Here is a 26,521-nt window from a genome sequence, read left to right as displayed (position 1 = left end):
CCTTAATTGGGCTCGCCGGGATCTGAGCGGGGGGCGCCCGGTAACGGGCGTCCCTACCGCGAAAAGAGCGTTTTCCAATTGCATGGAGTGAACGCAGGCGAGCAACCAGTCCTTCGCAAGAAGCTTTCGCGTAGGGAGATGGTGAAATTCTTCGAGAAAACGCCGCCGACTACTATCGCACTCGAAGCCTGTGGAGGCTCTCATCATTGGGCGAGGCTGTTAAGTTCGTTCGGTCATGAGGTGAAATTGATAGCGCCTCAGTTGGCGAAACCTTATGTGAAACGCGGCAAGAACGACGCGGCGGACGCGGAAGCTTTGTGTGAGGCGATGAGCCGACCGACGATGCGCTTCGTGCCGGTGAAGACCGCGGACCAGCAGGCGGCGTTAATGCTGGTCGGTGTGCGAGAGAGACTCATTCGCAATCGAACGCAGCTCGCCAACGCCATTCGCGGTTTTGCCATGGAGTTCGGCATCGTCGCGGCCACGGGCATGTGCCGCATCGAACCGCTGTTGGAGCGGATTGCGGCGGATCAATCCCTGCCTGAATTGGCCCGCGAGCTTTTTGTCATGCATGGCATTGAATATCGAGATTTGCTGGCTGAAACGAAAGCCGTCGAGGAAAAACTGACCACGTTGCACCGCTCCAATGAATGCAGCAGGCGCCTGGCCGAAATTCCGGGTGTCGGGCCGGTCGGCGCATCGCTTTTGATGATGAAGACCCCAGATCCCCGAACGTTCAAGTCGGGTCGCGATTTTGCCGCTTGGATAGGCCTCACGCCCAAAGACCATTCGACCGCAGGCAAGGTCAGACTGGGGGTGATCACACGTGCTGGCGACGAAATGCTGAGGAGCATATTGGTGGTTGGCGCAACTGCCCTTCTTCAGCATGTCAGAGCAGGTCGAAGCAGACATGCTTCCCGATGGCTGATCGAACTCCTGCAACGGAAGAAACCAAAGCTGGTTGCGGTGGCGCTCGCCAACAAGATTGCCCGTGTCGCCTGGAAGCTCATGGTGAGCGGCGAGGCGTATCGGCGGACAGAGGAGCAAACGCAAGCAACATAGGAATTGGCCATCACGGTGAGCAGAATAGAATGCTACCGTGTTGAGCTGGCTGTGAACTTGCAAGAGAAAAGCAGATGGTGCGATCGATCGATCCAAGACGCGTGATACTCCGTCAGTTCCATTGGCCTTTCAAGGTCGTTGCCGTGTTAGGAACATGCGTTGCGGAAACCATCTTGGCCAGTGGTCATGTGCGACCACACACAAAGGCCGCACATATGGAAGCAAGCGATCCGATCAAAAATATCTGTAAAAAACACTTGCAAGCGGGAGCCGTCCACATATGGAACTGGGGGCGCCGCGAAGAGATGCCGCTCTCCTTGGCGGCATGAGCGCGATCGATGACATGGCGCTGTCGGACGAGGCGCTCGAGGCCTGGATGGCCGCCAAGACCGCCCCCCGCCCGTTGGTGCGGACCATGTCGGCGCTGGATGGCTTCGTAACGGCGGCGGTCACCGGGCCCCGGTTCGCGGACCCGCAAGACTGGATGTGCCCGCTCATGGGGTTGCCGCGCGACGTCTTGGCCAAAGGGTCTGCAACCGATCACGCCGTGTTTGCCAGCCTCGCCAGGATCCACAACCGGATCAACGCGACGCTGTTCGACAGACCGCAGGATTATGCGCCCCGATTCGCCACCAAGCCCAGCGGCGGCATCGACCCCCGGCCGTGGTGCCAGGGGTTCTACGCGGCCATGAATCTCAACATCAAACGCTGGAAACGGCTACTCGACCTCGACAACCCCAACCACGGCTTGTTGCTGCCGATCCTGATCTACTGCGTCGACAAAAAGGGCAGGCCCGTCCTCGGCAAGCCCAGGCCGGGGCCCGAGACCGCGCACTTCATCGAGCACGAGGCCTACAAAGACATCGCCCTCGTCATCCCCGCCCTCCGCGAACTCCACTACGTCACCCGTTATGACGATCCGCAGTGATCTCCGGCGGCCCAGCAAACCAACGACCGACCCATCAAAGACACATCACCAGATGGTTTCGCGGAAGGTGCCTGGGCGCACCGCTTACCGAAGAACGCATCGCGCAGATTCTGCTGGACTCCCAGATGGCGGCATTCGGACGGCGCATCTCGTACTACCATGCCCCCGATTCTATGCGGCACCTTTCGCAGACATACGCGGACGAACAGAACCCGGCGGCGCCCGCATTAAATCAATGGCCAGTTTCGCTGACCTCGTGAATGGTTGGGTAGATCTCGACCAGCTTGTCGTAACGAACAATTCGCCAATCCTCATTTCCGCACCAAGGCGATGGCAAACTTCCGAAGCCTTGGTTTTCACGGCGCTTGATGCCGATTTCGAGAATTCGTCGGCAAAAGACGTGGATTCCCGCGAAATTCGTGAGGTGTTTGCCTGTATGCTACTTGCTAGGGAGGCGGCTTGAGTGTCCTCCGGCGACTGATCGCGAGGAGAGGAACGATGAGCTTGAGCAATCTGGGAACCGAGCAACTCCGGGAGAAGGATCGAAACTTCGTCTTTCATCCGTCTACGCACTTAGCCAAGCACAGCCGCGGCGAGACGCCAAATCGGATCATGGCGAGAGCGGAAGGCGTCTACATCTGGGATACTGAAGGCCGAAAAAGCCTCGACGGTTTTGGCGGGCTCTATTGCGTCAATATGGGGTATGGCTGCACCGAGATAGCCGACGCCATTGCTCGGCAAGCACACGAGTTGCCGTTCGCCCATGTCTACGCCAGCCAGGGCACGGAGCCGGTTGCTCTCCTGGCGGAGGCGGTCGTCGAATATTTCGGCCAGAACATGCGAAGGGTCTATTTCGGTCTTTCCGGTTCCGACGCCAACGAAACCAACATCAAGCTGGTGTGGTACTACAACAACATTCTCGGCCGCCCTGAAAAGAAGAAGATCATCTCGCGACATCGCGGTTATCACGGTTCCGGGCTGGTCACCGGTAGCCTGACGGGCCTTCCGTTCTTTCACAAGTTTTTCGACCTGCCTTTGAGCCTGGTGCGCCATACAACGACGCCACATTACTATCGCCAGGCGCATGAGGGCGAAACTGAGGAAGCCTTCTCCAAGCGCTGTGCCGACGAACTTGAAACCCTTATTCTTGCTGAGGGTCCAGATACGGTCGCAGCCTTTGTCGGAGAACCGGCACTTGGGACCGGCGGCATCGTTCCGCCTCCAAAGGGTTACTGGACGGCCATTCAAGAGGTGTTGGATAAGTACGATATCCTTCTGATCGCCGATGAAGTGGTTTGCGGTTTCGCGCGAACCGGTGAGAAATTCGGTTCCCACCTCTATGGTATGCGTCCGGATTTCGTCACCATCGCCAAGGGCTTGAGTTCCGCCTACCTCCCCATTTCCGGATCGATTATCGGCGACCGCGTCTGGTCGGTCCTGGAAGAAGGAACGGAGAAGCACGGACCTCTCGGTCACGGCTGGACATATTCCGGTCATACGCTTTGCGCGGCGGCCGCACTTGCCAACATTCAAGTGCTTAAGGAAAGAAACATTCTGGAGCACGTCCGCGATGTCGGGCCCTATTGGCTTTCCCGTATGAAAGCCGAATTGGAGGGACATCCTATTGTCGGCGAAGTTCGGGGCGTCGGAATCCTGTCTGCCGTAGAGCTGATGCGAGATCCCAAAGCGCGCGTACCGTTTGAGCCCGAACTCCAGGTGGGGGCGCGTGCCGCCGCTGCTCTGCTTGAGAATGGGGTCATCGGCCGGGCCATGCCGCATGGCGATATCCTCGGCTTTGCCCCGCCACTGATCATCACTAGGGACGAGGTGGACATCATCGTCGACGCCACCGCGAAATCGGTTGACACGACGTTCCGCGCGCTAAAAGCCGAAGGCGCAGTATAATCTTTGCTGGCCCCCACCAGCTTTTTTTCCGCTGCTGTCCGGTCCTCCATTTGACCGCGGCCTTTGGGCGGCGAGCCCTGCCGGTGCACCTCCCCGCCGGCAGGGCGCATTTTTGAGATGTTGCAAGTCCACCTGGACTTGCTGCCACCTGCAAGCAAGTTGCCGAAGACCTAAGGACAGACATGCAACCTGTCTTCGAAAGATTTCTGGAACGGCTTTGGGACAGCGTGGATGAGGTCGATTTCCGCAGCGCTCTCGGCGATGTGGCCTCACAATTCGATCTGCTCGCCTTCGCCTACCTCTCGCTCCCGCCGCGTTCTAAGGACAAGCCCACGCTGATCTCGAACTATCCGGCGCCCTGGACAGCGCGCTATCTTGAGCACCAGTACCAGAGCGTCGATCCCGTCATAGTGCGCGCCCGCTGCGGCGGATACCCATTTCGATGGGGCTCCGCACTGCCGGGGGTTGAGCCATCAGAAGCCGAGCAGAGGGTCTTTGACGAAGCGGCGCAGTTCGGCATTTGCTGTGGTTTGACGATCCCGATTATGGATCACCGCGGTAATTTTGCGGCGATGACCTTTGCCGCTGACAAGCGCGATCCTGTATTTTTCCGCGTCATGGAACGCTATGAGGACGATCTCCCATACGTTGCGACCTGTTTTCACATGTTTGTTCGACGAAAACTGTCCGCTGCCCGGATCGTCGACGGTGTGCCTTTGACGGCGCGCGAATACGAGTGTGCGCAATGGGTAGCACGTGGCAAGTCGGCCTGGGAGACGGGCTTCATTCTCGGGATCACACAGCGCACCGCCGAGTTTCATCTCGATAACGCCCGCAGGAAGCTCGGTGTAAAGACCAGAAGCCAGTTGGTTGCGCTTCTCATCGATTCGAAATCCGCGCATCGCTGATATTCCTACCTGTGCAACCGCACAGGCAGCGCAAGCGTAGTAATTACATGGGGTAATCGCGGGAGCCGCGTCCACGTGCCGATTTGTAGCCCTTGCGCATAGGCGGCGGTTGTTCCCCGATATGATGAAAAACGGGCTCACGAGTCGGAGCCGGGCCCAGCAGCAATCGGAGAACAACAACCATGGACCAATTTATCGGCCTTGATGTGTCATTGAAAGATGGAGTGGTTGCCGCCCTCCCCAGATGGCATCGCAATGTGCCAGGATAGTGGTGTTTACAGCCACTGAGCGGAAAGGACGGCAACCGTGACGAAAGATACAATGATCGGGGTGGATTTGGCAAAGACGGTTTTTCAGCACCACGGGGCGTCGATGACGGGAGAGCTGAAGTTCCGGAAGAAATTGTCACGGGGGAGTTTTGCCAAATTTATGGCCGATCAGCCGCCAGCGGTGATCGTGATGGAAGCCTGTGGCAGCGCGCATTATTGGGCCCGCGAGATGAGCAGGTATGGCCATGAGGTGAAGTTGATCGCCCCGCATTACGTGAAGCCTTTTGTAAAGCGTCAGAAGAACGATGCGGCAGATGCCGAAGCGATCGTAATCGCGGCTCAGAGACCTGAAATGCGCTTCGTAGATCCAAGGACTGCCGAGCAACAAAGCAGGGCAATTTTGTTTCGCGCTCGAGAGCGCCTTGTGCATCAGCGCACCGAACTGGCCAACGCACTCAGGGGCTGCCTCTATGAATATGGCCATGTTATTCCGAAGGGAATGCATCAGTTGAAACGCATTGATGAGATCCTCAATAACCCAAATAGCGACTTGCCAGATTTGATGCGCGAGGAGTGCCGCGACCTGATGGACCAGATTGCCGAGAAGACGGTCCGCATCGATGCGCGAACAGTGAAGATCAAGGCGCTGGCGGCTGAAGCCGACACGGCGCGGCGACTACAAACAATTCCAGGTGTCGGCCCGTTGACCGCCCTGGCTGTTGAGGCCTTTGCCCCGCCCATAGAGAGCTTTCGGTGCGGGCGCGACTTTGCCGCATGGCTAGGGCTTGTTCCGCGCCAATTCTCCTCCGGTGGAAAAGAGCGGCTCGGACGCATTTCTAAGGCGGGCCAAGCTGATATCCGCCGACTGCTAATCATTGGCGCGATGTCGCGCCTGACCTGGCTGACCCGCAAATCGATCACCGAAGGCTCATGGCTCGCGCGTATGGCCGCGCGAAAGCCAAGAATGCTTGTAGCGATAGCATTGGCCAACAAAATGGCGCGTACGATTTGGGCCGTGCTTACAAAAAATGAGGATTATCGAGTTCCGACACGGGCAGCCGTAGCATGATCGATATGCCACTGCCACTTGGCGTCGGATAGCGAGGGAGTAAGAAGGCGACGACCCGAATGGGCAAAATGATCGAACAGATCTGGATCAGGAAAACCAGTGCAGTCTCTTGAGCATCTGAGCTCGTTTGAAAGATTTGGACCTGATCCGCAGATCACCATACCGGCCAGCGGCTTTTGACATGCCGCATTTAAAGGCCTGACAGAAGACCGCACTCGATCACTCGCATATTTGGGTTAGAAACTTCTTGCGCCACGGGCGGCAACCACAGAAGAGACCTCGATCTCGGTGCGGCAGAATGGCAAGCGGAGCTGGCGCGGCAAATGCCCATCTGATCCGAAGTTGCTGGCCGAAGTGATCTGCAAGCGTGCGCCCAACGCGAAGAAGATCGTCTTCGAGACCGGCCCCTTATCGGTCTGGTTCTATCATGCGCTGACGGGGGAAGGCCTGCCGGCGATCTGCATCGATGCCCGTCACGCCAAAGCGGCGCTCGACATGGCGCCGAACAAGACCGATGCGAACGATGCAGACGGTCTGGCGCAGCTTGCAGAAGTTGGTTTTTACCGGGAGGTGCGGGTCAAGCAGTATGACAGCATGCTGACCCGCACACTGGTAGCCGCGCGCAGCCAGCTGATCAAGATCGTAACCGAGCTGTCCAATCAGATCCGTGGGCTGATGAAGACATTCGGGCTGGTCGTTCCCAAGGGTGCCGGCCGCGTATTCGAAGCCAATGTCCGAAACCTGATTGTCGATAATACCAACGGTCTCGGGTGCTGACTCTTTTGTGATTTTGGAGCATCTCCGAAGCGTGATTCCGTGTTGCCGAAGGAGATTCGGCCATGGGATCAGCGGTGAGGTTACGAACGGACTATTCGGCGACGGAACTGCGTCGCCTGGCGCGTGGGTCGAAGGATGTGCGGCAGAGCAGCCGGCTGTTGTCGATCGCTGCGGTACTGGACGGGATGAGCCGGGCGGATGCGGGGCGGATTGGCGGCATGGACCGCCAGACGCTGCGGGACTGGGTGCACCGGTTCAACGCGGCCGGCCCCGATGGCCTTGTCGACCACTGGTCGTCAGGCCCGCCGTGCCGGCTGTCGCCTCAACAGAATGCTGAACTGGCGGCAATCGTGGAGAGGGGGTCGGATCGCGCCGTCGACGGCGTCGTGCGCTGGCGGCGCATCGACCTCAAGCGCATCATCAAGGAGCGTTTCGGCATCGATTACGATACCCGCTATGTCGGGAAGCTGCTGCACAAGCTCGGCTTCTCGCATATGAGCGCACGGCCGCACCACCCGGCGCAGGACGCCCATATCATCGAAGCGTTCAAAAAAATTGGCAGCGCACGCTGAAGGCTCATCTTTGCAACCTGCCGCCGCGTACGAAGGTGGAACTCTGGTTCCAGGATGAAGCCAGGATAGGTCAGAAGAACGGCATCACAAGGCAGTGGGCCAGGCGTGGCACGCGGCCGCGACAGCCAGCCGACCAGCGATACAAGAGCGCATATCTGTTCGGCGCCATCTGCCCGGCTCGGGGCACCGGCGCAGCTCTCGCGCTGCCGTTTGCCGACACCGAGGCCATGCAACTCCATATCGACGAGATCAGCCGCCATGTCGAAAAGGGCGCGCATGCCGTGCTCATCATGGATCGCGCCGGATGGCACACCACCGCCAACCTCAACATGCCGCGCAACATCACGCCGATCTTCCTGCCCCCGCGTGCGCCCGAATTAAACCCGGTTGAGAATGTCTGGCAGTACATGCGGCAGAACTGGCTCTCAAACCGCGTCTTCGACAGCTACGATGCCATTATCGACGCCGCGTGCGATGCCTGGCACAAACTGCTCGCCGCTCCCGAAACAATCACATCCATCGGAATGCGAGAATGGGCCCATGTCGGTCAAACCCAATGACTCTTGGTATAACAAGGGACTGGAGCGGATTATCCTGCCTCTGCTCGAGACCTGGCGCACCGTGCGCGACCGGGCGGCGGAACTTGATCGGCAGCTTGTCGCCGCTGCGCGGGAAAGCGCGCCATGTCAGCTGCTGGTGTCGATACCGGGTGTTGGCTCGGTTGTCGCAGCCTCCTTCGCTTCAGCGATCGAGGCTCCGGAAAACTTCAGGACATCTCGTTCAGTTGGTGCGTGGCTCGGTCTCACCACCCGGCGCTACCAGTCGGGAGAAGTTGATTTTGACGGGCATATATCGCGGCGTGGCGACAACCATCTGCGGGGTCTGCTTTATCAAGCTGCCGTGGTGATCCTAACGAGAACCCTTGCTGACAGCACGCTTCGAACCTGGGGACTGAAGCTCAGGAAAAAGGTCGGCTTCAAGCGGGCCGCGGTCGCCGTGGCGCGCAAACTCGCTGTCATCATGCACACAATGCTGAAAACCGGCGAGCCTTTTGATCGGTCCGCCGGCGCGACCGCCTGAGATCGCACCGCATGGCATGGGAGACCACTCATGACTTGAAATTGAGCCACAACCAGATTGCGTCCTTTCTTCGGACACGCCGAGACGTCCCTGCCGGGACGTAGGTCGGGCCATTCCGCTATCGTGGGTTGCAGGTGCGTAACGTCCACGCAAACTGCGTTAATTACATTGGAATGCGGCGCCTTGCGAATATCCATAATGCGGCGAACAGATGTCGACCGCGAAGACAACCATGCCTCCCGGCAAACGATCATCAACAGCGCGAAGAAGACCAGGCAGCGGGATCGTAACATCGCCTCCTGTTCGCTGTCTGTCCAACAAACAGCAATGGCGTCTTCGGGCTATTCAAAAAAGACTTGATCAATGATCTGCGATTAGACAACCCACCCTTTCGATGCGGCACGGTGCGTCGTCACTCGTCGTCGATGTCCGGGTACTGCGGGGGAGCCTTGCCGATCTTGCTGACGATCCTCGGGTAATTGGCATCGGGCTGCGCCTGCCCTGTTCCAATAAGTTCAACGCGGAAGCGCCACTCGTCACCGTAGTCGTACAAGAAGGTCATTGCCGAGCCCACCTTCTGGAAGGCTGTGCTGACGCGGGTGCCCTTCACGCTGCGAGAGCCGCTCCCCTCTATGTCGGCGAAGAGTTCGAACCGCAGGGGCGAGTCGAACAGCTTTCCCGTCAGCTTTGAATAGAAGCCGTAGGCGTGGTCCAAGTCGAAGCCAAATGCCGCTACGATGGCTTCGGCCAGATCCGCCAGCGTGCTCGAACTCGACACCTCGATGTCCCGACAAAGCCGGGCCCGAAGAGAGGCTCGGAAGATCAAGGTCGCGGGCTCAGTCATCGCAGATTTCAGGCGCTGACGGTTTGAAGGATGATTTTGAAGGGGTTCATGCCTGGCGCGAGACGAGCCGTGTCGACGACGGTTCGAATGTCGGCTTCGCCCTGGGCGGCCCACATGGCGCGATAGCCGTTGGTGATCTTCCGTTGAACGACGGCGGGTCTCAGCGCCCGTTCGCAGGCGTTGTTCGTCGCGTCGACCATTCCTGGCCATTGGGCAAAGGTCAAAAGTTGATCACGAGCTCGCCTGAACTTGTTTTGGATGTCGCGGGCCAGATCGCACGACGTTGTGGTGGCGAAGATATCGTCCAGACTTCGCTCCAGGGCGCGACGCTTGCCGGCGATGGTCGAGGCGGCGAAGGTTTCCATACCGTCGGCTAGGGCGAAGGCCCTTTGCAGCCAACGTTTGAGCCGTGAGGGCAGCATGTCCTCACTTGCCTCGTCCGCATAGGCGACGTCGCGGGCGAGATGCGCCAGGCAGGTCTGATGCGCATTTGCGTGACCTTGTTGTGCGGCATAGCGATCGGAACACCAGACGTCGGGCCGATGGCCGTCCATCAGGGTCCGGACCACGACAGCGCCGCGCGTTGGCGCCGCTTGATGAACAACCGCTTCGGCGCAGCGAAACACCCAGTGGTAGGCGTTGCTTCCTTCGATCCGCACGCCGGTCTCATCGGAGGCGATGACCTTGGCCCGGCGCAACGCCGCGACGGCCTTGTCGCACTCGGCCGCGAACGCGCCCTGCGCACGGCGCAACATGTTCATCAGTCCGCCCTGGCTAATGTTGAGACCGAAAAGGTTCGCGAACGCGCCCTGCAGCCGCTCGTAGGACAGGGCCTGGAAAGTCTTGAGATAGGTCGCTACGGCGTGTACGCGTGGCCCGAACGGCGTCCCCTTCGCCGCATCTGGCACAGCCGCGACGACCAGCGTGCCGCAGGACGGGCAACGGACTGCCAGGCGCCGATGGCGCTCAATCAAAGGCCTGATCGCAGGAAGCTCAATCTTGTCGTGCTCGCTGACGGTTTCGGCAGCAAGATCGCTCGACAGGCTGGCGCGGCAGCAAAGACATTGGTCGGGATGATGATCGATGATGCGATCGGCATCCTCACTCATGGCGCGGCTGTGACCTTTATGACCCGCCTTAGCGCCGCCAGGCTTTGCCCTGTCCCGACGCGCCTTGCGATCGCTCGAAGGTGGCTTGGACGACGTGCGCGATGTCTTCTCTGGCCGCTGTATCCGCAGCACCAGATCGATCAACTCTTCCTTCGTCAGACGCTGCAAATCAGTGCGATCCATATCCCCATAGATTCAGGGATTCTTGCCCCTGACAAGGGCGTGAGTTGTCTAATCGCAGATCATTGATCAAGTCTTTTTTGAATAGCCCGAAGACGCCATTGCTGTTTGTTGGACAGACAGCGAACAGGAGGCGATGTTACGATCGCGCTGCCTGGTCTTCTTCGCGCTGTTGATGATCGTTTGCCGGGAGGCATGGTTGTCTTCGCGGTCGACATCTGTTCGCCGCATTATGGATATTCGCAAGGCGCCGCATTCCAATGTAATTAACGCAGTTTGCGTGGACGTTACGCACCTGCAACCCACGATAGCGGAATGGCCCGACCTACGTCCCGGCAGGGACGTCTCGGCGTGTCCGAAGAAAGGACGCAATCTGGTTGTGGCTCAATTTCAAGTCATGAGTGGTCTCCCATGCCATGCGGTGCGATCTCAGGCGGTCGCGCCGGCGGACCGATCAAAAGGCTCGCCGGTTTTCAGCATTGTGTGCATGATGACAGCGAGTTTGCGCGCCACGGCGACCGCGGCCCGCTTGAAGCCGACCTTTTTCCTGAGCTTCAGTCCCCAGGTTCGAAGCGTGCTGTCAGCAAGGGTTCTCGTTAGGATCACCACGGCAGCTTGATAAAGCAGACCCCGCAGATGGTTGTCGCCACGCCGCGATATATGCCCGTCAAAATCAACTTCTCCCGACTGGTAGCGCCGGGTGGTGAGACCGAGCCACGCACCAACTGAACGAGATGTCCTGAAGTTTTCCGGAGCCTCGATCGCTGAAGCGAAGGAGGCTGCGACAACCGAGCCAACACCCGGTATCGACACCAGCAGCTGACATGGCGCGCTTTCCCGCGCAGCGGCGACAAGCTGCCGATCAAGTTCCGCCGCCCGGTCGCGCACGGTGCGCCAGGTCTCGAGCAGAGGCAGGATAATCCGCTCCAGTCCCTTGTTGTCGACAATCAGGTTTCGGACATTGGCTTCGAATACGCGGCCGGCACCCTTGGGAACGACCAGCCCGAATGTCTTCATCAGCCCACGGATCTGATTGGACAGCTCGGTTACGATCTTGATCAGCTGGCTGCGCGCGGCTACCAGTGTGCGGGTCAGCATGCTGTCATACTGCTTGACCCGCACCTCCCGGTAAAAACCAACTTCTGCAAGCTGCGCCAGACCGTCTGCATCGTTCGCATCGGTCTTGTTCGGCGCCATGTCGAGCGCCGCTTTGGCGTGACGGGCATCGATGCAGATCGCCGGCAGGCCTTCCCCCGTCAGCGCATGATAGAACCAGACCGATAAGGGGCCGGTCTCGAAGACGATCTTCTTCGCGTTGGGCGCACGCTTGCAGATCACTTCGGCCAGCAACTTCGGATCAGATGGGCATTTGCCGCGCCAGCTCCGCTTGCCATTCTGCCGCACCGAGATCGAGGTCTCTTTCAATGACACATCAAGGCCGATAAATTGGTCCATGGTTGTTGTTCTCCGATTGCTGCTGGGCCCCGGGTCCGACTCGTGAGCCCGTTTTTCATCATATCGGGGAACAACCGCCGCCTATGCGCAAGGGCTACAAAGCGGCACGTGGACGCGGCTCCCGCGATTACCCCATGTAATTACGGATCGCTTGCCGGAGCATCACATCGCGAAATCGCTGAGGCGCTGATCGGTAAAGGGCGTGTCCACGCCGACTGGAACGATCCTCGCGATCACCTGCGCGACCGCATCCGCCGCGCCGTCTCTCGAGGCCGCGCGCTGATGAATGGCGGGTACCGGGACTTCCTCGTCTGAAAAAGGCGTCGCAATCCGCGCTGTGCGTCAGCCGCCGAACAGGTGCTTGCTGCCGGTCGTCACTATCCAGTTGGCGCGGTCGATATGGCTGCGAACAGCCTTGCGGGCGCGGACCGGTTCAAGGATCGGATCGATGCCGAGAATGAGATCGGCTATTTCCTCGATGCTGGCATTGTAGGCGCAGGCGTCGAGGATGCGCAGGTAAATGGTTCGATGCTGCCTGTCGTAGCTCGTGATGCTGTCTGACCAGGGCACTTCGTCGTGCAGAGTTGAGCTTCGAGTCTTATCTGTTCCGGTTGATTGATTCACGGCTGCTGCGAACCTCGCCTGTTGAGCGCTGGATCAGCAGAGCATATCCCAAAATGGGATAATCCGAAACCGGGATTAATCGCTGAGCCGATCTTTACCTGACCGGTTCGCCTACATGCCCAAATCTCTTCGATCGCCCCGCCACCTGAGGTTTCTGGCTCATCTCGTATCGCTGCGCAAGGCCAAAGGCCTGACCCAGGCGCAGGTTGCTGAGAAGCTTGTTCGTCCGCAATCTTTCGTGGCCAAGTACGAGGGTGGAGAGCGGCGTCTCGATGTCATTGAGTTTCTTGAGGTAACCGCGGCTCTTGACGCTGATCCCTGCGAAATTCTGTCGAGCCTCCGGTCATAGCGGGCACCTGCGCGCCTGAAGGCGCGCCGGGTACTCATGAACCGAGCTCGCTTTTCTTCGGCAGGCTCAGGCGGTCTCGGTCACCCGGCTCGCCCCTGACGCGGGCAGCTTTTCGGCTTCTGAAAGACGCGGCGCCCCATTGACCTCGTTTTTCGTGCGCCCGACGGGTCGCTCGCTGGAGCACCCCGCCGGGAGATCGCTGAGGCGCTTCGTGGTCGAGATAATCGGCCGATCCGACGACCGGAAGGGCTTCGGAGTCTCACCCCGCCGCAGGCGCATCGGGGCACCCGTCCGCCAGATTGCCGGCTGGAATTCGAGGCCGTCTGGATCCACGAGGGCAAGTTCGTCAACGACGCCCGTTTTCCTGCAGGCGCGACAAGTGGGCGCAAGGGAAACATTCGGGACTTCAACTTTCTTTCCCACCTCTTTCCGAGAGGGCGAATTGTCCGGTACCGAACACCAGAAGCGTCCTGATCCCTATGACTTCGGCGCCCACAGAGCCATCAGCTATGCTTCATGCCTAGTCTAGTTTCCGTCCATAAACCTGCGTTTTTTACAGCGTTTACAATCGCTTATCCTCGGTTGGCAGAGCATTTGAAGGCATGCGACGGAACTACCGGCGCTGGTTTGGTCAGAGCGGTGCTACGAGCGCGATTAGGCGCACGCCCCGCGACCGGATTGGCCGGTGCGGGTGCGACTGCGATGCCTGGTCGGCGTCAGGTCGCTTTGAGGCGAATGAAGAGGACGAGGTTGTAGGCCACGACCGAGGACCAGACGTAGGTCTTGAAGTGGTCGAGGCCGCGCCAGGTGCAGCAAGCCAGGCCGTAAGCACGTTTGAGGCAAGAGATGCCAGCTTCGATGCCGGCGCGGAAGTTGCGTAGCTTGCGATAGACCCACTTGCTTCTGACCATGTCCTCGATCCTGAGGCCGGCTTTCTTGTGGAATGCCATGTCGGAGACGCCCCACGCCTTCGCTTTAACCAGGTTGTCGCGCGTGGCGAAGCCGCCATCGGCGGCGGCTTGCCGCGGCGCTTGACCATAGATGTCGATGTGGCGTTCCAGCATCGGCAGCAAGCGGTCGCTGTCGGCCGGGTTGCCTGCTTCGATGACCAGATCGAGGATCATGCCGCTCCTGCCGGAGGTCAGGTTGAGCTTGTGGCCGTATTCGGTGTCGCGGCTGCCTTTGACGATGATATCGGCATGCGGTTCGAACAGGCTGACCAACTTCTCGCGGGCCGGCACCGGCTCGCCGGCCAGCACGCGCCGCTCGCTCTGTCTGATGATGCGTTCGATCAGCGGCCGATAGTGACGAACCTGGGCCTGCCACAGTGCGATGGGCGGCGGAGTGCTCGCCTCGGCCAATCGCTCGGTCGCCTCCTTCAGATAGGCCAAGGTCGCGCGAGTGATTACGATCAGTTCGCGGTAGAGTTGGACGCGATTGGGTCGGCCGCGCGTGAACTGGATCTTGCGGGCGCGCTTCTTGGCTGCGCGGCAATGATCGCGCCATGATGCGCCAGCGCCGCCGACCAAGCTATCGGCCCGCTTCAGAAGGCGCACCATGACCCGCACGGCATCCCAAAGCAGGCTACTGTCGCTCGGCTCGTGCATGAGTGCCGAGGTCACGGTGCTGTCCAATCGCACGACCGTGCCGTCTTCGAGCTTCGCCTGCCGAGCGCCCGACAGGAGTGTCCGATTGACCTGTTCCCAGGTCTCGGGCCTGATCGCGCTGATCGTCTTTTGCAGCACCGACTTCTGCGGACTCCACGACCATGGCATCCGCGCAAAGGCACGAAACGAGGCGGAGTCCTCAAGATGGAACGCCAGCTCCTGATAGCTCAGCTGGCGGTATTGCTTGAGCAGCGCACAACGCAACACTGCTTCGGCGGGCAACCCTTGCCGTCCAGTGGCCTTGACGCCATCTCGACACAGGTCCCGCGCCACCAGCCCGAGTAGGTCGCGATGCTCATCCAGCCATTGCGACATCGCCTTCAGTTCATGGCCGATCTCGTGTGTGGCGAAAAGATCGAATATGCTCGCTTGGACGGTGCGTTCTTGGCGCATTGTCGGCTCCGGCGGTGGCAGATTGTGCTTTGGAATCAGTGGCATGAAACCAAAGTGTACCTGAAACCGCCGGGCCTTGCTTACGCAAAGCTCCGATTCACGTAATAATATCAATATATTGGCGTTTGTGGACGGAAACTAGTCTAGGCCTGCAGCAGCTGGGTCTAGCTGTCTGGTTGGCGGCACTGCTTCAGGTCTGGCGATGCCCACCGCCGGGCTTCACCGGCACTTGGAGTGGCATTTCGCCCCTACCGGAACCGAGTAACGCAACGATTTCTTGCACACGTTTTTGCGAAGCCACTGCGTCAGAAGAGGCGATTTGCAGCTTTCGCAGCAGCGCGGCTCCGTCGTACGACTTCAGCTCCAATGGACCGGCGCCTATTCCCGACAACAGCCATGAGGGGCTCACGGCCAGGATGCCCGCCATCATGGCAAGGCGATTGGATTGCGGCGCGGCGCGGTCGCATTCCCACGCCTTCCAGCATGCTGTGTCGACACCAAGTCGGCATGCGGCCTGTGCCATTGTTAGTTTGATGAGCTCGCGGGCGAACGAGATACGTCCCCCTAGAGTATCGGATGACGCGAAATCATTAGGTTGGGTTTGAGTAAGGATTGGCTCGATCTCCTATGCTTTGGTTCAATCCCTTTCGGGCGATGGCCTGCTGCGTATTTCCATGATGCCGGCCATCGATTCGATTTGAAGCACCAGTCTGCACCGGACTCGGCCCCTGATCATTAAAAGCTCCGTACACGCGCTGCAACCTTCGGATCGTGCGCGCTTGTAGACTCCAGTCGTGTTGGTGCGGACGGCCCCAGCACGGCATCGATGTGCCAGAATATCAACGTTAGCAGCCGAGCCGGGATTGGCCCCTACTGGCCCGAAATATCGGAGAAGGCCTTACAGGGCAAATACCCTCTTGAGATCATCACCGCACGAAGGCGCTCGCCTGGGGTTGATCTCGGCCGATCGGGCGGCCACCGCCCTGGCAACATCGCGCCAGATCGCGGTCACGTCGCGACATCCTTGATGATCGTTCGCGCCTGCGCGAGAGCGCAATGAACTCGGTGCGCAAGAATTGGATCGTCACCATATCTCGGGATACGACGATCCGTCGTTCGCGCAGCAAAGCATCGTCGTGCAGGATCCGCGATGCTACATCTCCCGAGCCGGGTCGAATTATGGTAAAGTTGAAGTTCCAGAGGGGTTGGATGACATCAAGGCTGCTACCGTTGCGCGCAGGAACGTCCGGTCTCCCGACCACGCGAGCATGGGGGACTCCTTGCAGGAGCAGCTTTAGTAGGCGCCAACGCGATCTCGCAAAAGGATCGAGAATTCAGGCCCAGAGAGATCATCATCAAGCGCGGCGAGACCTTAGGGCTCACTAACGCCGCGGTGGGCTGAATTGCATCGCGCCTATTTGAGCTCGGACAGCTTGATTTCGGTGCTGGCGACCAGCAGCCGGGGTAGCCAATTCGTGGTCTTTTCTGTGGCTAGTGACTACACCGTGCGTTGCAGCATTCATCCCAAGATAAGGCTTTGCATGCGCGTGGCGAAGTAGAGGACCTAGTCACTCGGAACTAAAGTAGGCATCATTTTGTTGTGCTTCTGTTGCAACGGCAGGAGTTTGATTGATGGTCGGCAGGCAAGCAGGCCTCGTCGTTCTGAGCGACGAGGATCGTAATTTTCTTGAGTGTCAGGTGCGCCGGCATAAAGCGCCCCGCTCGTTATCAGATCGATGCCGGATGGTTTTGCTGTGCGCGCAGGGCCTGCAGAGCAAGGATGTTGCCGAACGCCTCGGCGTCCACGAGCATACGGTTGGCAAATGGCGCCGCCGGTTCGTGCAGGATGGCATTGACGGGCTGACGGACGAATATCGCGCAGGTCGCCACGAACCGTCTCTGACGCGCAGGTAGCTGAGGTCATCGAACGTACGTTGAACACCACTCCCAAGGATGCTACGCACTGGTCTATTCGCTCCATGGAAGCCGATAGCGGGCTGTCGCACACCACCATCCTCGGATATGGACTGCTTTTGGTTTGCAGCCACATCGCTCGGAGACATTCAAGCTGTCCACCGATCCGATGTTCGTCGACAAGGTGCAGGACATAGTCGGCCTTTACATGTCGCCACCAGACCGGGCAGTCGTGCTATGCGTGGATGAGAAATCGCAAATCCAGGCACTGGATCGCGAGCAGCCGGTTCTGCCCATGGCGCCAGGTGTCGCCGAACGGCGCACCCATACCTACGTCCGAAACGGCACGACATCCCTGTTTGCGGCGCTCGACGTTGCGACTGGCGCCGTGATCGGCCATTGCTACAAACGTCACCGGGCTACCGAATTCCTCGACTTCTTGAAGCGGATTGACGCCGAGATGCCCAAGGGGCCGGACGTGCATCTGGTGATGGACAACTATGCGACCCACAAAACGCCGAGGATCAAGGCCTGGCTCGCACGTCGCCCGCACTGGCATGTTCACTTCACACCAACTTCGGCCTCTTGGATCAATCAGGTCGAGCGGTGGTTTGCAGAGCTGACACGCAAGCAATTGCAACGTGGCGTCCATCGTTCCACAGCAGAACTGGAAGCCGACATCGACGCGTTCATTACAACGCACAACGAGAATCCCAGGCCATACAGATGGGTGAAATCCGCCGACCAAATCCTCGCCTCGGTCAAGCGATTCTGCCAAAAAACAATGAGCCGAACTTCAGATTCGGGTGACTAGCACTACTTTGGCAGTTTAGGTTTGAGGGCGTGTGCGAGCAGCTTCTGACAGTGAGGACATCTGCGGGGTGGCGACCGCGTGAAGAGGTCGAGAATGGCTTGTCTAACAGCTGGCATGCTCGGTTGTGGCGGTGGTCCGCCGACTCTTTTTTTTCCGTCCCGCTGCTTTGAGGCGGCGGGCTTGGAGAAAGGCGTAGGCGATCATGGTCATCAAGGCGTGTCGATGTAATCCAGTCCATGATCGGCCTTCAAAGTGGTCGAGGCCGAGTTCCTCCTTCAATTGCTGATGTGCCTGCTCACAGACCCACCTGGCCTTGATCGTGGCGGCGAGCATCTTGAGGCTCGCATCGGCCGGTAAGTTCGACACATAGTATTTTTGCTCGCCAGTCGACCGGCGTTCGCCGACGAGCCAGACCTCGTCGCCTGGCATGCACTGCACGCGATTGTCGAGCATCCGGTGCTTATGACCATCCGCAACGCGGACACGGCGAGCCGCAAACAAACATGTCAGCCGACCTTTAGTGCCGCGCCGCCAGCTTATCTTGTGCCATCTCTCACCAGACAGCATCACCTCGGCAGAGACCGGCGGCTGGTCCGGGATGTGATATTGGCGGCGCCTGCCGGTGGTCGCGACCGGGAAGATCAGATCAACATCGGCCGGATAGACGTTTTGGCGCCGCGATAGTCCTACCGCCCACAGCAGACCGCGCTCACTCAAAGCCTGACGAAAAGAGCTGCTCGACCCGTAGCCCGCGTCGGCAAGCACACAGCCGAAACGCGCGCCGGAGGCGATGACACGATCGATCTCTTCGATGGCGATCTCCGGCTTTGTCAGAGCGACCTGTCGATCCTTCGGGACGCGCGCCCGCATCATCCGCTCGGGATCATTCGTCCAGGTGTCGGGCAGGAAGAGCCGAAGGCCCACCATCACCGGCACTTCGCGCGAGGCCAGGGTCACCGACACCAGTGACTGGCAATTGGACGTCTTGCCAAGCGACGAAGCGTATTGAGGCGCGACACCAACCGAATGTTGTCCCTTCTTCGGTAACGCTGTGTCGTCGATGACGAGAAAACCCGCCTCATCGCCGACCAGGCGATCTGCCTCCTTCAGCAGGGCGGCCTCGAGCGGAGCGCTGTCCCAAACCCCTGCCGCGACGAAATGATGAAGCTGATCGTAGCCGACATCGCCCGCTCGCGCGGCCATCGGTTGTACGCTCTTACGGTCGCCCGGCCCGATCAGACCAGCAATGTACAGCGGACACATCCGGCGCCGAGCTGGATGCGAAAGACCTGCCAAAAACGGTTGAAGCCAGTGCTCGAGATCGGCTTGCCAGTCCACATCCATTGATCGGCCCTCCACAAGCCGACCTCCCATGAATCACGCAAACTCTCTCTTGGGAATTCCAAAAACGCGCCCGCAGCTAAAAATCTGCCAAAGTAGTGCTAGAGAATCGTAGTGTTGAAGATCGCCGCGTGGCCGACATAGTAAGCGAAGAGCGTTGCTGTCAACGCCGCACATAATCCGACCGGAGCGAGCCATGCCGCGGGAGTGTTGGTCTCCTTAGGTCGCTGATCGGAGAGGATCGCGACGAAGACGACGATGATGGCCGAGTGCCCGATCACATCCAGCTTGCCGAATTCGAAGCACGCGCTGATGAACATCTCAATCAACACGGCCGCCGCAACGCGTCGGACCAGCGGCGTCCAAGCCAGGGCAAAGGCGAGCGTGAACTCGATCATGCCCGCGGCTCGCATGTAGAACTCGTTGTTGAAGCCAAGGGTGATACCGGGGTGCTCGATCAGGAGCGGGAAGCTCCATTCGGGATAGGCCCACTTCTCGACCGACGCCCACATCAAGGTGACGGCGGTCGCATAGCGCACGACGTCGAGCGGCTGAACACCGAATAAGTTCTTTTGCAACCCGGTGAGAGCGAGATAGGCCGCAAGCCCCAGAAAGATAGGATAGTCAGCCAGATGAAACGCGCCGTAATCGCGCACGGCTAGCCCGAACAGGACGACGATCCCCGCGGCGGATAGGGGTGTGGTGCGGCGTGACAGCAGACCGGCCGCGATGGCGAGCTGCAAAGGCCCCACCAATGCGGACGTCGTTTTCAATTCAGGGGTTAAGAGGATGCCTCCGACCGCCCAGAGCGAGATGAAGAAAAACCCACAGATCGCGCGGACCATCGTCTCGGTATGCAGCAGCAAGCCCTCCGTGAAGCGGTTGAGCGAGCGGGTTATCATCTCGCCTAGAGACGTCCGCTCCACCACGCAGCCGGAAAAGATACAGAGCAAGGCAACGCCCAGGAGGAGCTCGAAATCCTGACAAAGGACGTTTTCGAGGCCGCGCGGCTGGCCGGCAACGTCATAGGCAGAGAACCATTTGACGTGGGCGCTGGCAGCCCGGGTCCCGAGGATACAGAAGGAAAATCCCGCAATGGACTTAGCAAACAGGAACATTCCCCGAGAGGCGGAAAGGGGATCCCGCCCAAAAAATCTGAACATTTCGAAAGAATCCCCGTTTTGGAAGGCACAGCTTTAACGATTCACCTTTAGGATGAATTTTAAGGTCATGGACGTCCTCTGCACCCGCCGGTTGTCGGGTGGTTATCCGGCCTCGGGCTGAGATGGCAGGAAAGCCCCTAATGAGGACTTTGAGGCCGCACTCGGAATGGCACCTGCCGCGCTTGCGGTATATGCCAAAGCGGCCGTAACTTCCCCGGCCGTTTTGCGAGAGCCGATGCCTGGCCAACCTGAGCCCGTTTTCGGTTTCATTCTTGCACCTGATCCGAGAGCGTTTGACAGGCAACTTCTACAGTACGGTCGGGCCTCTTCGTTACTTGTATGCACTCCGGGCGTGTCATGGACAGTTCTCGACAAGGGCGGTTTCAATCCCGGTGCAGTTGACCTCCCTTTCAGGCCGGCCTTGGCGGAGCACCCACGGCAGGCGCCGCTTCCATCGTTCACCTCGCCGCAGAACAACATCTGTCTGCCACCGCTTCTTCTTGCGAGTCCGTCTGTCTTCAGTCGGTGCGTTCGATGCCTCCAGAATCGGCGCTTCCCCAACCGTCGGCGGCTTAGGGAGCGATAGGTCGGGCGTGGTCACCTCCTTGGCGTCAGATGCTTCATCAATGGCGGCCATGGGCCGAGAGCGAACATCTTCACAAGGAAAAATCGGCGCTTCAGCGATCGCTTCCGCCTCCGCGATATCATTCGTGATAGCGGCCAGGTCGATGCCGGCCCAGATTGATTGTGGCCGCTTCACGAGCTCACGCTTCTGTTTGATCTCGACGACAAAGGGTCGCTGCTTCCTCATAGTGCTCTCGGGGACTCGGGAGAGTTGCGAATGTGGTCTAGGCCGATAGCTCGCTTTCGTCCACCCGCCCCACGTATTCTCCAACGGTTTTCGAAGACCTTGATGTCTTCGACGCCAAGACGCCAGCGGCTCACCGCCGCCCTCCCGGCCGGCACTCTCGATCTCCTGTCCTTGTGTCAGTGCGATCGCTACTACGATCACCTTCAGCACATAATCGACGCCGCCGCCCACCGACCAGCAGGCGACGATTTCGGGAATATCGCGGATGACGCGCTCGAAGCGGTCGAAGTCGGCCTGGCGGTGGCTGGCTAAAGGCACCTCCATCAGCACGGTCGCCACCGGCGCGATCGTGTGTCGAAGACGGTCGAAACCCGCTGATAAACGACGACAAGATCTGAAGCGCTGGAAGAGCAAAGGCGGCCGCCCGCGCGCTCTTCAACTAGCGCTGTAGCGGGCGGCCGCCTTTGCGGCGCGGTGCTGATCATGGGAGGTTGAAGGGATAGACGCGGGGCACGTCTCCAGCCGCCCTGAGGCGGCTTTCGACGTACCCCGCCATGCGCGTGCCTTGTGGTAGATCTGCGGGTAATCAGCGCCGCAGAAACAATCCGGCGTAACACCGATCTCAACTGGCAAGTCCGGGCTCGGTGTCACGCTCCACTGACGGTGCGCGACTGCATTATCGCATTGTCAGCGCATTCCGTCGACCTTTTCCCCGAACTCCCAGCGGCGCTCCGAAAGGATCGTCGCGGATGCTCACGGGCCGCTTCTTTCTGTGCGGCCGCTGCCGTTCGCAGGTAACGATCTGCCGCAGCTGCGACCGGGGACAGCGCTACTGCGGCCAGGACTGCGCCCGTGCTGCCCGCCGCGAGAGTGTGCGCGAGGCGGGGCGACGTTATCAGCGCAGCCGCCGGGGACGCCTGGCTCATGCGGTCCGGGCCCGACGATATCGGGCTCGGCACAATAAAGTGACGCATCATTCTCCACCTGCATCTCCTGCCGGTTCACTACTGGTCAGTCCCTCGAACGATGTTGTCGCTGCTTTTGCTGACGTCGCCGGGCGGGCGACGACATCGGTCATGCCCACGCCGTGCTGTCGGCGCTGCGACTGTCGACTGTCGCCGTTCGTTCGCACCGGCTTCGTGCGTCGCCGGGGGCCTCGTTATGCCCGTGAAGCTGACTACGCAGACGGAGAGCCCGTATCATGACCATCAGCCCCGAACTGGAAGCGCAGATCCTGCGCCTGTATCACGCCGAGAAGTGGCGCTGCGGCACCATCGCCAGGCAATTGCATGTCCATCACACGACGGTGCATCGCGTTCTGGCCCAGGCGGGATTGCCCCGGCACAAGCCGCTGCAGAGAGCCTCAATCATTGACCCGTATCTTCCATTCATTGAGCAGACGCTGGAAAAGTTCCCCTCGCTGACCGCCAGCCGCCTTTATGCGATGGTGCGCGAGCGCGGCTACCGGGGCTTGCCGACGCACTTTCGGCACCTGGTCGCCCTGCACCGTCCCCGCAAGCCGGCCGAGGCGTTCCTGCGGCTGCGCACATTGCCGGGCGAGCAGGGACAGGTCGACTGGGCCCACTTCGGTCACATCGAGATCGGCAACGCCCGCCGGCCGCTCATGGCGTTCGTGATGGTGCTTTCTTACTCACGCGACATCTACCTGCGCTTCTTCCTCGACGCGCGCATGGAAAACTTCCTGCGCGGTCACGTCGGCGCGTTCAACACATGGTGCGGGCTGCCCAGGGTCCTGCTCTACGACAATCTCAAGAGTGCGGTGCTCGAGCGCCAGGGCGATGCGATCCGCTTCCATCCGACGCTGCTTGCCTTCGCCGGCTTCTATCGGTTCGAGCCACGTCCTGTCGCGGTTGCCCGGGGCAACGAAAAAGGCCGCGTCGAGCGCGCCATACGGCATATAAGGGAAGCATTCTTCATCGCCCGCAAGTTCACCGATCTCGACGATCTGAACGCCCAGGCCGAACAGTGGTGCCGCAACCAGGCAGCCGACCGGCCATGCCCCGAGGACCGGACGATGACGGTCCGCCAGGCGTTTGCGCAAGAGCAGCCACTGCTTCTGCCGCTGCCCGCCAACCCATACCCCGTCGAGGAGCAGGTCGCCGCCAAGGTTGGCAAAACGCCCTATGTGCGCTTCGACCTCAACGATTACTCGGTACCGCATGCTCATGTCCGGCGCACGCTCAGCGTGCGCGCCGATCTCGGCCTGGTCCGCGTCTTCGACGGCGCAAAGATGATCGCCAGTCACCGTCGCAGCTATGATCGCGACCAGCAGATCGAGGACCCTCAGCACCTCAAGGCACTCGTCGCAATCAAGCGCGAGGCGCGCCAGCATCGCGGCCTCAACAGCCTGACCCGCGCCGTGCCGGCCTGCCAGACCCTGATGATCCGGGCCGCCGAGCGTGGCTCCAATATCGGTGCGATCACAAACGCGTTGCTGAAACTGCTTGACCTGTACGGCGCGCAGGAACTGCAGGCCGCCGTCGAGGAAGCTTTGCATGCCGGCGCCTCCCATTCGAGGTCGGTTCGCGACGTACTGGAACGCCGCCGGGTCGCCCGCGGTGCTCCGCCGCCGGTCGAAACGAGCCTGCCCGAACACGTGCGGCGCAAGGATACGACGGTACGGCCGCATCGCCTCGACAGCTACGACCAACTGACCCTTGGAGGCAAAGATGATGAATAATCCCGACATCCTGCTCAACCGGGCCAAGGCGTTGCGCCTCAATGGCCTGATCACCCATTGGGACGAAATCGCTGACGCGGACTGGCTGGCCGCCGTCCTTCAATGGGAAGAAGAGGAGCGCTCCGACCGTTCGATGCGGCGACGCACGCGTGCCGCCAGGCTCGGCCACTTCAAGCAACTGTCCGATTATGACTGGCACTGGCCTCGCCGCATCGACCGCGCCGCCGTCGAGGATCTGATGACCCTGTCCTTCATGAACGATGCCGCCAACATCGTCTTTATCGGCCCCAACGGCGTCGGGAAATCGACACTTGCTCGCAATGTCGCTCACCAGGCGCTCATCTGCGGTCACACCGTCGTCTTCCGAACCGCCAGCGAGATGCTCGGCGAACTCGCCGCCCTCGACAGCGACGCAGCCTTGCGCCGACGCCTTCACCACTACGCCGCCGCCGACGTTCTTGCGATCGACGAGGTCGGGTATCTGTCCTACTCGAACCGTCATGCGGACCTGCTGTTCGAACTCATCAGCCGGCGCTACGAAAAACGCTCAACCATCATCACCACCAACAGACCCTTCGCTGATTGGTCGGAGGTCTTTCCCAATGCCGCCTGCGTCGTCAGCCTCGTCGACCGCCTCATGCACCGATCCGAGGTGATCTCCATCGAAGGCGATTCCTACCGCTTCAAGGAAGCGGCCGAGCGATCAAAGGCACAGCGCGAAAAACGCACCAGCCGCTCCTCCGGCGAAAAGGTGCCCGCAGCATGAAACCAGATCCTCAATCGTCCGGCCTCAGTCGTGGTATCCACTTCCTCATCAATCCCGAATGGACACCCGAACAGGCGCTCGCTGTCTTCGAGCTCCTCAACGATCTCGCCGATAGCATCTGGTCTCACTACGGCGTCCAACTCCAGGAACTTATCCAGGAGCAGCAACGAACACCGACCGATCACAGCGATATCGAAAAAGCCCCGTCCTCGCTCTAAAGCACACATCCTCCACACTCGGCGGCCTGCAAAGGCCGCCTTTTTGTTCCGTCCACAAGCACCAAACGCTTGTCGTCGTTTAGACGCGCTTTTGAAAAGCCATCAACAATCGTGCGCATGGCGATCGCGCCGTGATAGCCGGACACGATGCCGGCCCTCTCCAGCTTGCGCAGCCGCATCCAGCACGGCGTCGGCGACAATCCGACCTTGTCGGCCAGCGCCAGCTTGGTAATGCGCCCGTCGCGCTGGATGGCGTCGAGGATTTTGAGATCGATCGAATCTCACCGTTCACTTTTTTCTCACTACCATGTTCGTGTCGTGAGGGCAGTCTGGATGCCGCAAGTTTGTCGTTTGAGAGGAGTGATCAAAATGCAGATCTATATTCGGTGCTTTGGGCCCGCTTCAAGCTCGAGGTTATAAACAAAATTGGCGTCCAGAGATTGGCCAACACCGGCTTGTGGGTTGATGGATAGAGAATGCTTGATTGAAGGTGCACGTCCGACTGGCCGGGGACACTAAGATCAGACGCTTTGGGCGAGTTTCCTCAGGCGGCCGGCTGCAAGGCGGCCCTGAGCAGCATGCCGAACAGATCGCGCGGCTCGTCGGGATCGGCGAGCAGGTCGAGCTCTTCATAAAGGCCGGTCGCCTTGAGCTGATCGCGGACGTAGCGCAGCGCAGAGAAATCCTCGGTGGCGAAGCCGACGGAATCGAACAGCGTGATCTGCTCCGGCGTCTTGCGGCCTTGCGCCTGGCCGGTCATCACCTGCCACAGCTCGGTCACCGTATGGTCGGCATCGAGCTGCTGGATCTCGCCTTCGATGCGGGTCTGTGGGGGAAACTCGACGAAGATATCCGATCGCAGCAGGATGTCGCGATGCAATTCGGTCTTGCCGGGGCAGTCGCCGCCGACGGCGTTGATGTGGACGCCCGAGCCGACCATGTTGTCGGTCAGGATGGTGGCGCATTGCTTGTCGGCCGTCACCGTGGTGATGATGTCGACGCCTTCCACCGCATCCTGCCCGGTCGTGCAAATGGTGATGTCAAAGCCCTTGCCGAACAGGTTGCGGGCGCATTTTTCCGAAGCCGAGCGGTCAATGTCGTAGAGCCGCAGCCGGTCGATGCCGGTGAGCGCCTTGAAGGCGATGGCCTGGAACTCGGACTGGGCGCCGTTGCCGATGATGGCCATGGCGCGTGACCCCTTGGGCGCCAGGTATTTGGCAGCAAGCGCGGAGGTGGCTGCGGTGCACAGTGCCGTCAGGATGGTCATTTCACTGAGCAGCATCGGATAGCCCGAGCCGACATCGGCCAGCACGCCGAAGGCGGTGACCGTCTGGCGGCCCTCGCGCATGTTCTTGGGATGGCCGTTGACATATTTGAAGCCGTAGAGCCGGCCATCGCTGGTCGGCATCAGCTCGATGACGCCGTCATGGCTATGCGAGGCGATGCGCGGTGTCTTGTCGAACAGCCCAGCGGCGGAAGTCTTCTTCGATGTAGCCGGCAAGCTCGGTGAGAAACCGTTCGATCCCGATGGCGAGCACCAGCTTCATCATGCGGTCGACACTGATGAAGGGGACGATGGCAAGGCGAGAAGGCTGGGTCATG

At 60.0% G+C, this 26,521-nt stretch carries 19 protein-coding genes and 7 pseudogenes; 15 read left to right on the top strand and 11 right to left on the bottom strand.

Annotated elements, in window-relative coordinates:
* The first annotated feature begins 6 nt into the window (after positions 1-6).
* The 9 genes and pseudogenes from CGZ66_RS29750 to CGZ66_RS29710 form a co-directional block, all read left to right on the top strand.
* Entirely contained in the window at positions 7-1,062 is a 1,056-nt protein-coding gene (locus CGZ66_RS29750; RefSeq protein ID WP_095090361.1) for an IS110 family RNA-guided transposase, read from the top strand.
* A gap of 280 nt (positions 1,063-1,342) precedes the next feature.
* On the top strand, positions 1,343-1,990 hold the full coding sequence (locus CGZ66_RS29745; protein ID WP_245331292.1) for a UPF0149 family protein: 648 nt from the start codon (positions 1,343-1,345) through the stop codon (positions 1,988-1,990).
* Positions 1,991-2,225: 235 nt separating this feature from the next.
* Entirely contained in the window at positions 2,226-2,453 is a 228-nt protein-coding gene (locus CGZ66_RS29740; RefSeq protein WP_095090360.1) for a hypothetical protein, read from the top strand.
* A gap of 35 nt (positions 2,454-2,488) precedes the next feature.
* Complete coding sequence (locus CGZ66_RS29735; RefSeq protein ID WP_095090359.1) at positions 2,489-3,895, top strand: aminotransferase; 1,407 nt, start codon at positions 2,489-2,491, stop codon at positions 3,893-3,895.
* 182 nt (positions 3,896-4,077) lie between these two features.
* Positions 4,078-4,803, top strand: coding sequence for a LuxR family transcriptional regulator (locus CGZ66_RS29730; protein ID WP_095090358.1), 726 nt, complete (start codon positions 4,078-4,080; stop codon positions 4,801-4,803).
* A 321-nt stretch (positions 4,804-5,124) separates the two neighbouring features.
* Entirely contained in the window at positions 5,125-6,141 is a 1,017-nt protein-coding gene (locus CGZ66_RS29725; RefSeq protein ID WP_095090357.1) for an IS110 family RNA-guided transposase, read from the top strand.
* Between the two features lie 282 nt (positions 6,142-6,423).
* Positions 6,424-6,888: pseudogene (locus CGZ66_RS29720) on the top strand (IS110 family transposase); the annotation flags it as partial.
* A gap of 92 nt (positions 6,889-6,980) precedes the next feature.
* A protein-coding gene (locus tag CGZ66_RS29715) for an IS630 family transposase (protein ID WP_095090356.1) occupies positions 6,981-8,050 on the top strand; the annotation gives its coding sequence in 2 pieces (ribosomal slippage) (positions 6,981-7,467 and positions 7,467-8,050; 1,071 coding nt in all).
* A 16-nt stretch (positions 8,051-8,066) separates the two neighbouring features.
* A pseudogene (locus CGZ66_RS29710) lies at positions 8,067-8,570 on the top strand (IS110 family RNA-guided transposase); the annotation flags it as partial.
* Positions 8,571-8,982: 412 nt separating this feature from the next.
* On the opposite strand, the gene CGZ66_RS29705 reads toward CGZ66_RS29710, so the two are convergent.
* The 3 genes from CGZ66_RS29705 to CGZ66_RS29695 form a co-directional block, all read right to left on the bottom strand.
* Positions 8,983-9,414, bottom strand: a complete 432-nt coding sequence (locus tag CGZ66_RS29705; RefSeq protein ID WP_095090355.1) for an IS1096 element passenger TnpR family protein — start codon at positions 9,412-9,414, stop codon at positions 8,983-8,985.
* An 8-nt stretch (positions 9,415-9,422) separates the two neighbouring features.
* Positions 9,423-10,706, bottom strand: a complete 1,284-nt coding sequence (gene tnpC / locus CGZ66_RS29700) for an IS66 family transposase (RefSeq protein ID WP_095090354.1) — start codon at positions 10,704-10,706, stop codon at positions 9,423-9,425.
* 426 nt (positions 10,707-11,132) lie between these two features.
* On the bottom strand, positions 11,133-12,158 hold the full coding sequence (locus CGZ66_RS29695; protein ID WP_095090353.1) for an IS110 family RNA-guided transposase: 1,026 nt from the start codon (positions 12,156-12,158) through the stop codon (positions 11,133-11,135).
* Positions 12,159-12,200: 42 nt separating this feature from the next.
* Between CGZ66_RS29695 and CGZ66_RS29690 the strand changes: the two genes are divergently transcribed.
* Positions 12,201-12,473 carry a DNA -binding domain-containing protein gene (locus CGZ66_RS29690; RefSeq protein ID WP_342586884.1) on the top strand — a complete coding sequence of 91 codons (273 nt, stop codon included), beginning with the start codon at positions 12,201-12,203 and terminating at the stop codon, positions 12,471-12,473.
* Between the two features lie 27 nt (positions 12,474-12,500).
* On the opposite strand, the gene CGZ66_RS29685 is transcribed toward CGZ66_RS29690, so the two are convergent.
* Positions 12,501-12,728 carry a hypothetical protein gene (locus CGZ66_RS29685; RefSeq protein WP_379100301.1) on the bottom strand — a complete coding sequence of 76 codons (228 nt, stop codon included), beginning with the start codon at positions 12,726-12,728 and terminating at the stop codon, positions 12,501-12,503.
* Between the two features lie 169 nt (positions 12,729-12,897).
* On the opposite strand from CGZ66_RS29685, the gene CGZ66_RS29680 reads away from it, so the two are divergent.
* Positions 12,898-13,131: a helix-turn-helix domain-containing protein gene (locus CGZ66_RS29680; protein ID WP_095090351.1), complete on the top strand. Its 234-nt coding sequence runs from the start codon at positions 12,898-12,900 to the stop codon at positions 13,129-13,131.
* Positions 13,132-13,847: 716 nt separating this feature from the next.
* On the opposite strand, the gene CGZ66_RS29675 is transcribed toward CGZ66_RS29680, so the two are convergent.
* Together CGZ66_RS29675 and CGZ66_RS29670 are read right to left on the bottom strand one after the other, a co-directional pair.
* Positions 13,848-15,191, bottom strand: coding sequence for an ISNCY family transposase (locus CGZ66_RS29675; protein ID WP_095088125.1), 1,344 nt, complete (start codon positions 15,189-15,191; stop codon positions 13,848-13,850).
* Between the two features lie 190 nt (positions 15,192-15,381).
* Positions 15,382-15,714 carry a hypothetical protein gene (locus CGZ66_RS29670; protein ID WP_143748896.1) on the bottom strand — a complete coding sequence of 111 codons (333 nt, stop codon included), beginning with the start codon at positions 15,712-15,714 and terminating at the stop codon, positions 15,382-15,384.
* 1,109 nt (positions 15,715-16,823) lie between these two features.
* On the opposite strand from CGZ66_RS29670, the pseudogene CGZ66_RS29660 reads away from it, so the two are divergent.
* Positions 16,824-17,919, top strand: a pseudogene (locus tag CGZ66_RS29660) (IS630 family transposase).
* A gap of 102 nt (positions 17,920-18,021) precedes the next feature.
* On the opposite strand, the pseudogene CGZ66_RS29655 reads toward CGZ66_RS29660, so the two are convergent.
* The 3 genes and pseudogenes from CGZ66_RS29655 to CGZ66_RS29645 form a co-directional block, all read right to left on the bottom strand.
* Positions 18,022-19,300 (bottom strand): annotated as a pseudogene (locus CGZ66_RS29655) (IS701 family transposase).
* A gap of 61 nt (positions 19,301-19,361) precedes the next feature.
* Positions 19,362-20,378: a hypothetical protein gene (locus tag CGZ66_RS29650; RefSeq protein ID WP_167392300.1), complete on the bottom strand. Its 1,017-nt coding sequence runs from the start codon at positions 20,376-20,378 to the stop codon at positions 19,362-19,364.
* A 1,051-nt stretch (positions 20,379-21,429) separates the two neighbouring features.
* Positions 21,430-21,582 (bottom strand): annotated as a pseudogene (locus tag CGZ66_RS29645) (Lrp/AsnC ligand binding domain-containing protein); the annotation flags it as partial.
* A gap of 853 nt (positions 21,583-22,435) precedes the next feature.
* On the opposite strand from CGZ66_RS29645, the gene istA reads away from it, so the two are divergent.
* From istA to CGZ66_RS29630, 3 genes are read left to right on the top strand one after another with little or no spacing between them, the layout of a single operon-like run.
* Positions 22,436-23,935, top strand: a complete 1,500-nt coding sequence (gene istA / locus CGZ66_RS29640; RefSeq protein WP_095085188.1) for an IS21 family transposase — start codon at positions 22,436-22,438, stop codon at positions 23,933-23,935.
* Positions 23,925-24,701: an IS21-like element helper ATPase IstB gene (istB, locus tag CGZ66_RS29635; protein ID WP_206073656.1), complete on the top strand. Its 777-nt coding sequence runs from the start codon at positions 23,925-23,927 to the stop codon at positions 24,699-24,701. Before istA ends, istB begins: the two co-directional genes overlap by 11 nt.
* Complete coding sequence (locus CGZ66_RS29630) at positions 24,698-24,919, top strand: hypothetical protein (RefSeq protein ID WP_095090347.1); 222 nt, start codon at positions 24,698-24,700, stop codon at positions 24,917-24,919. Before istB ends, CGZ66_RS29630 begins: the two co-directional genes overlap by 4 nt.
* Positions 24,920-25,026: 107 nt before the next feature.
* Here the strand turns inward: CGZ66_RS29630 and CGZ66_RS29625 are convergent.
* Both CGZ66_RS29625 and CGZ66_RS29620 read right to left on the bottom strand, forming a co-directional pair.
* Positions 25,027-25,194: pseudogene (locus CGZ66_RS29625) on the bottom strand (Lrp/AsnC family transcriptional regulator); the annotation flags it as partial.
* A 269-nt stretch (positions 25,195-25,463) separates the two neighbouring features.
* Positions 25,464-26,520, bottom strand: a pseudogene (locus tag CGZ66_RS29620) (ornithine cyclodeaminase).
* Between the last annotated feature and the right edge of the window lies 1 nt (position 26,521).

The organism is Mesorhizobium sophorae, from assembly GCF_002270415.1.
GTDB lineage: Bacteria > Pseudomonadota > Alphaproteobacteria > Rhizobiales > Rhizobiaceae > Mesorhizobium > Mesorhizobium sophorae.
Note: the sequence above shows the minus strand (reverse complement) of the source record. Positions and strands in the feature narration are given on the sequence as shown.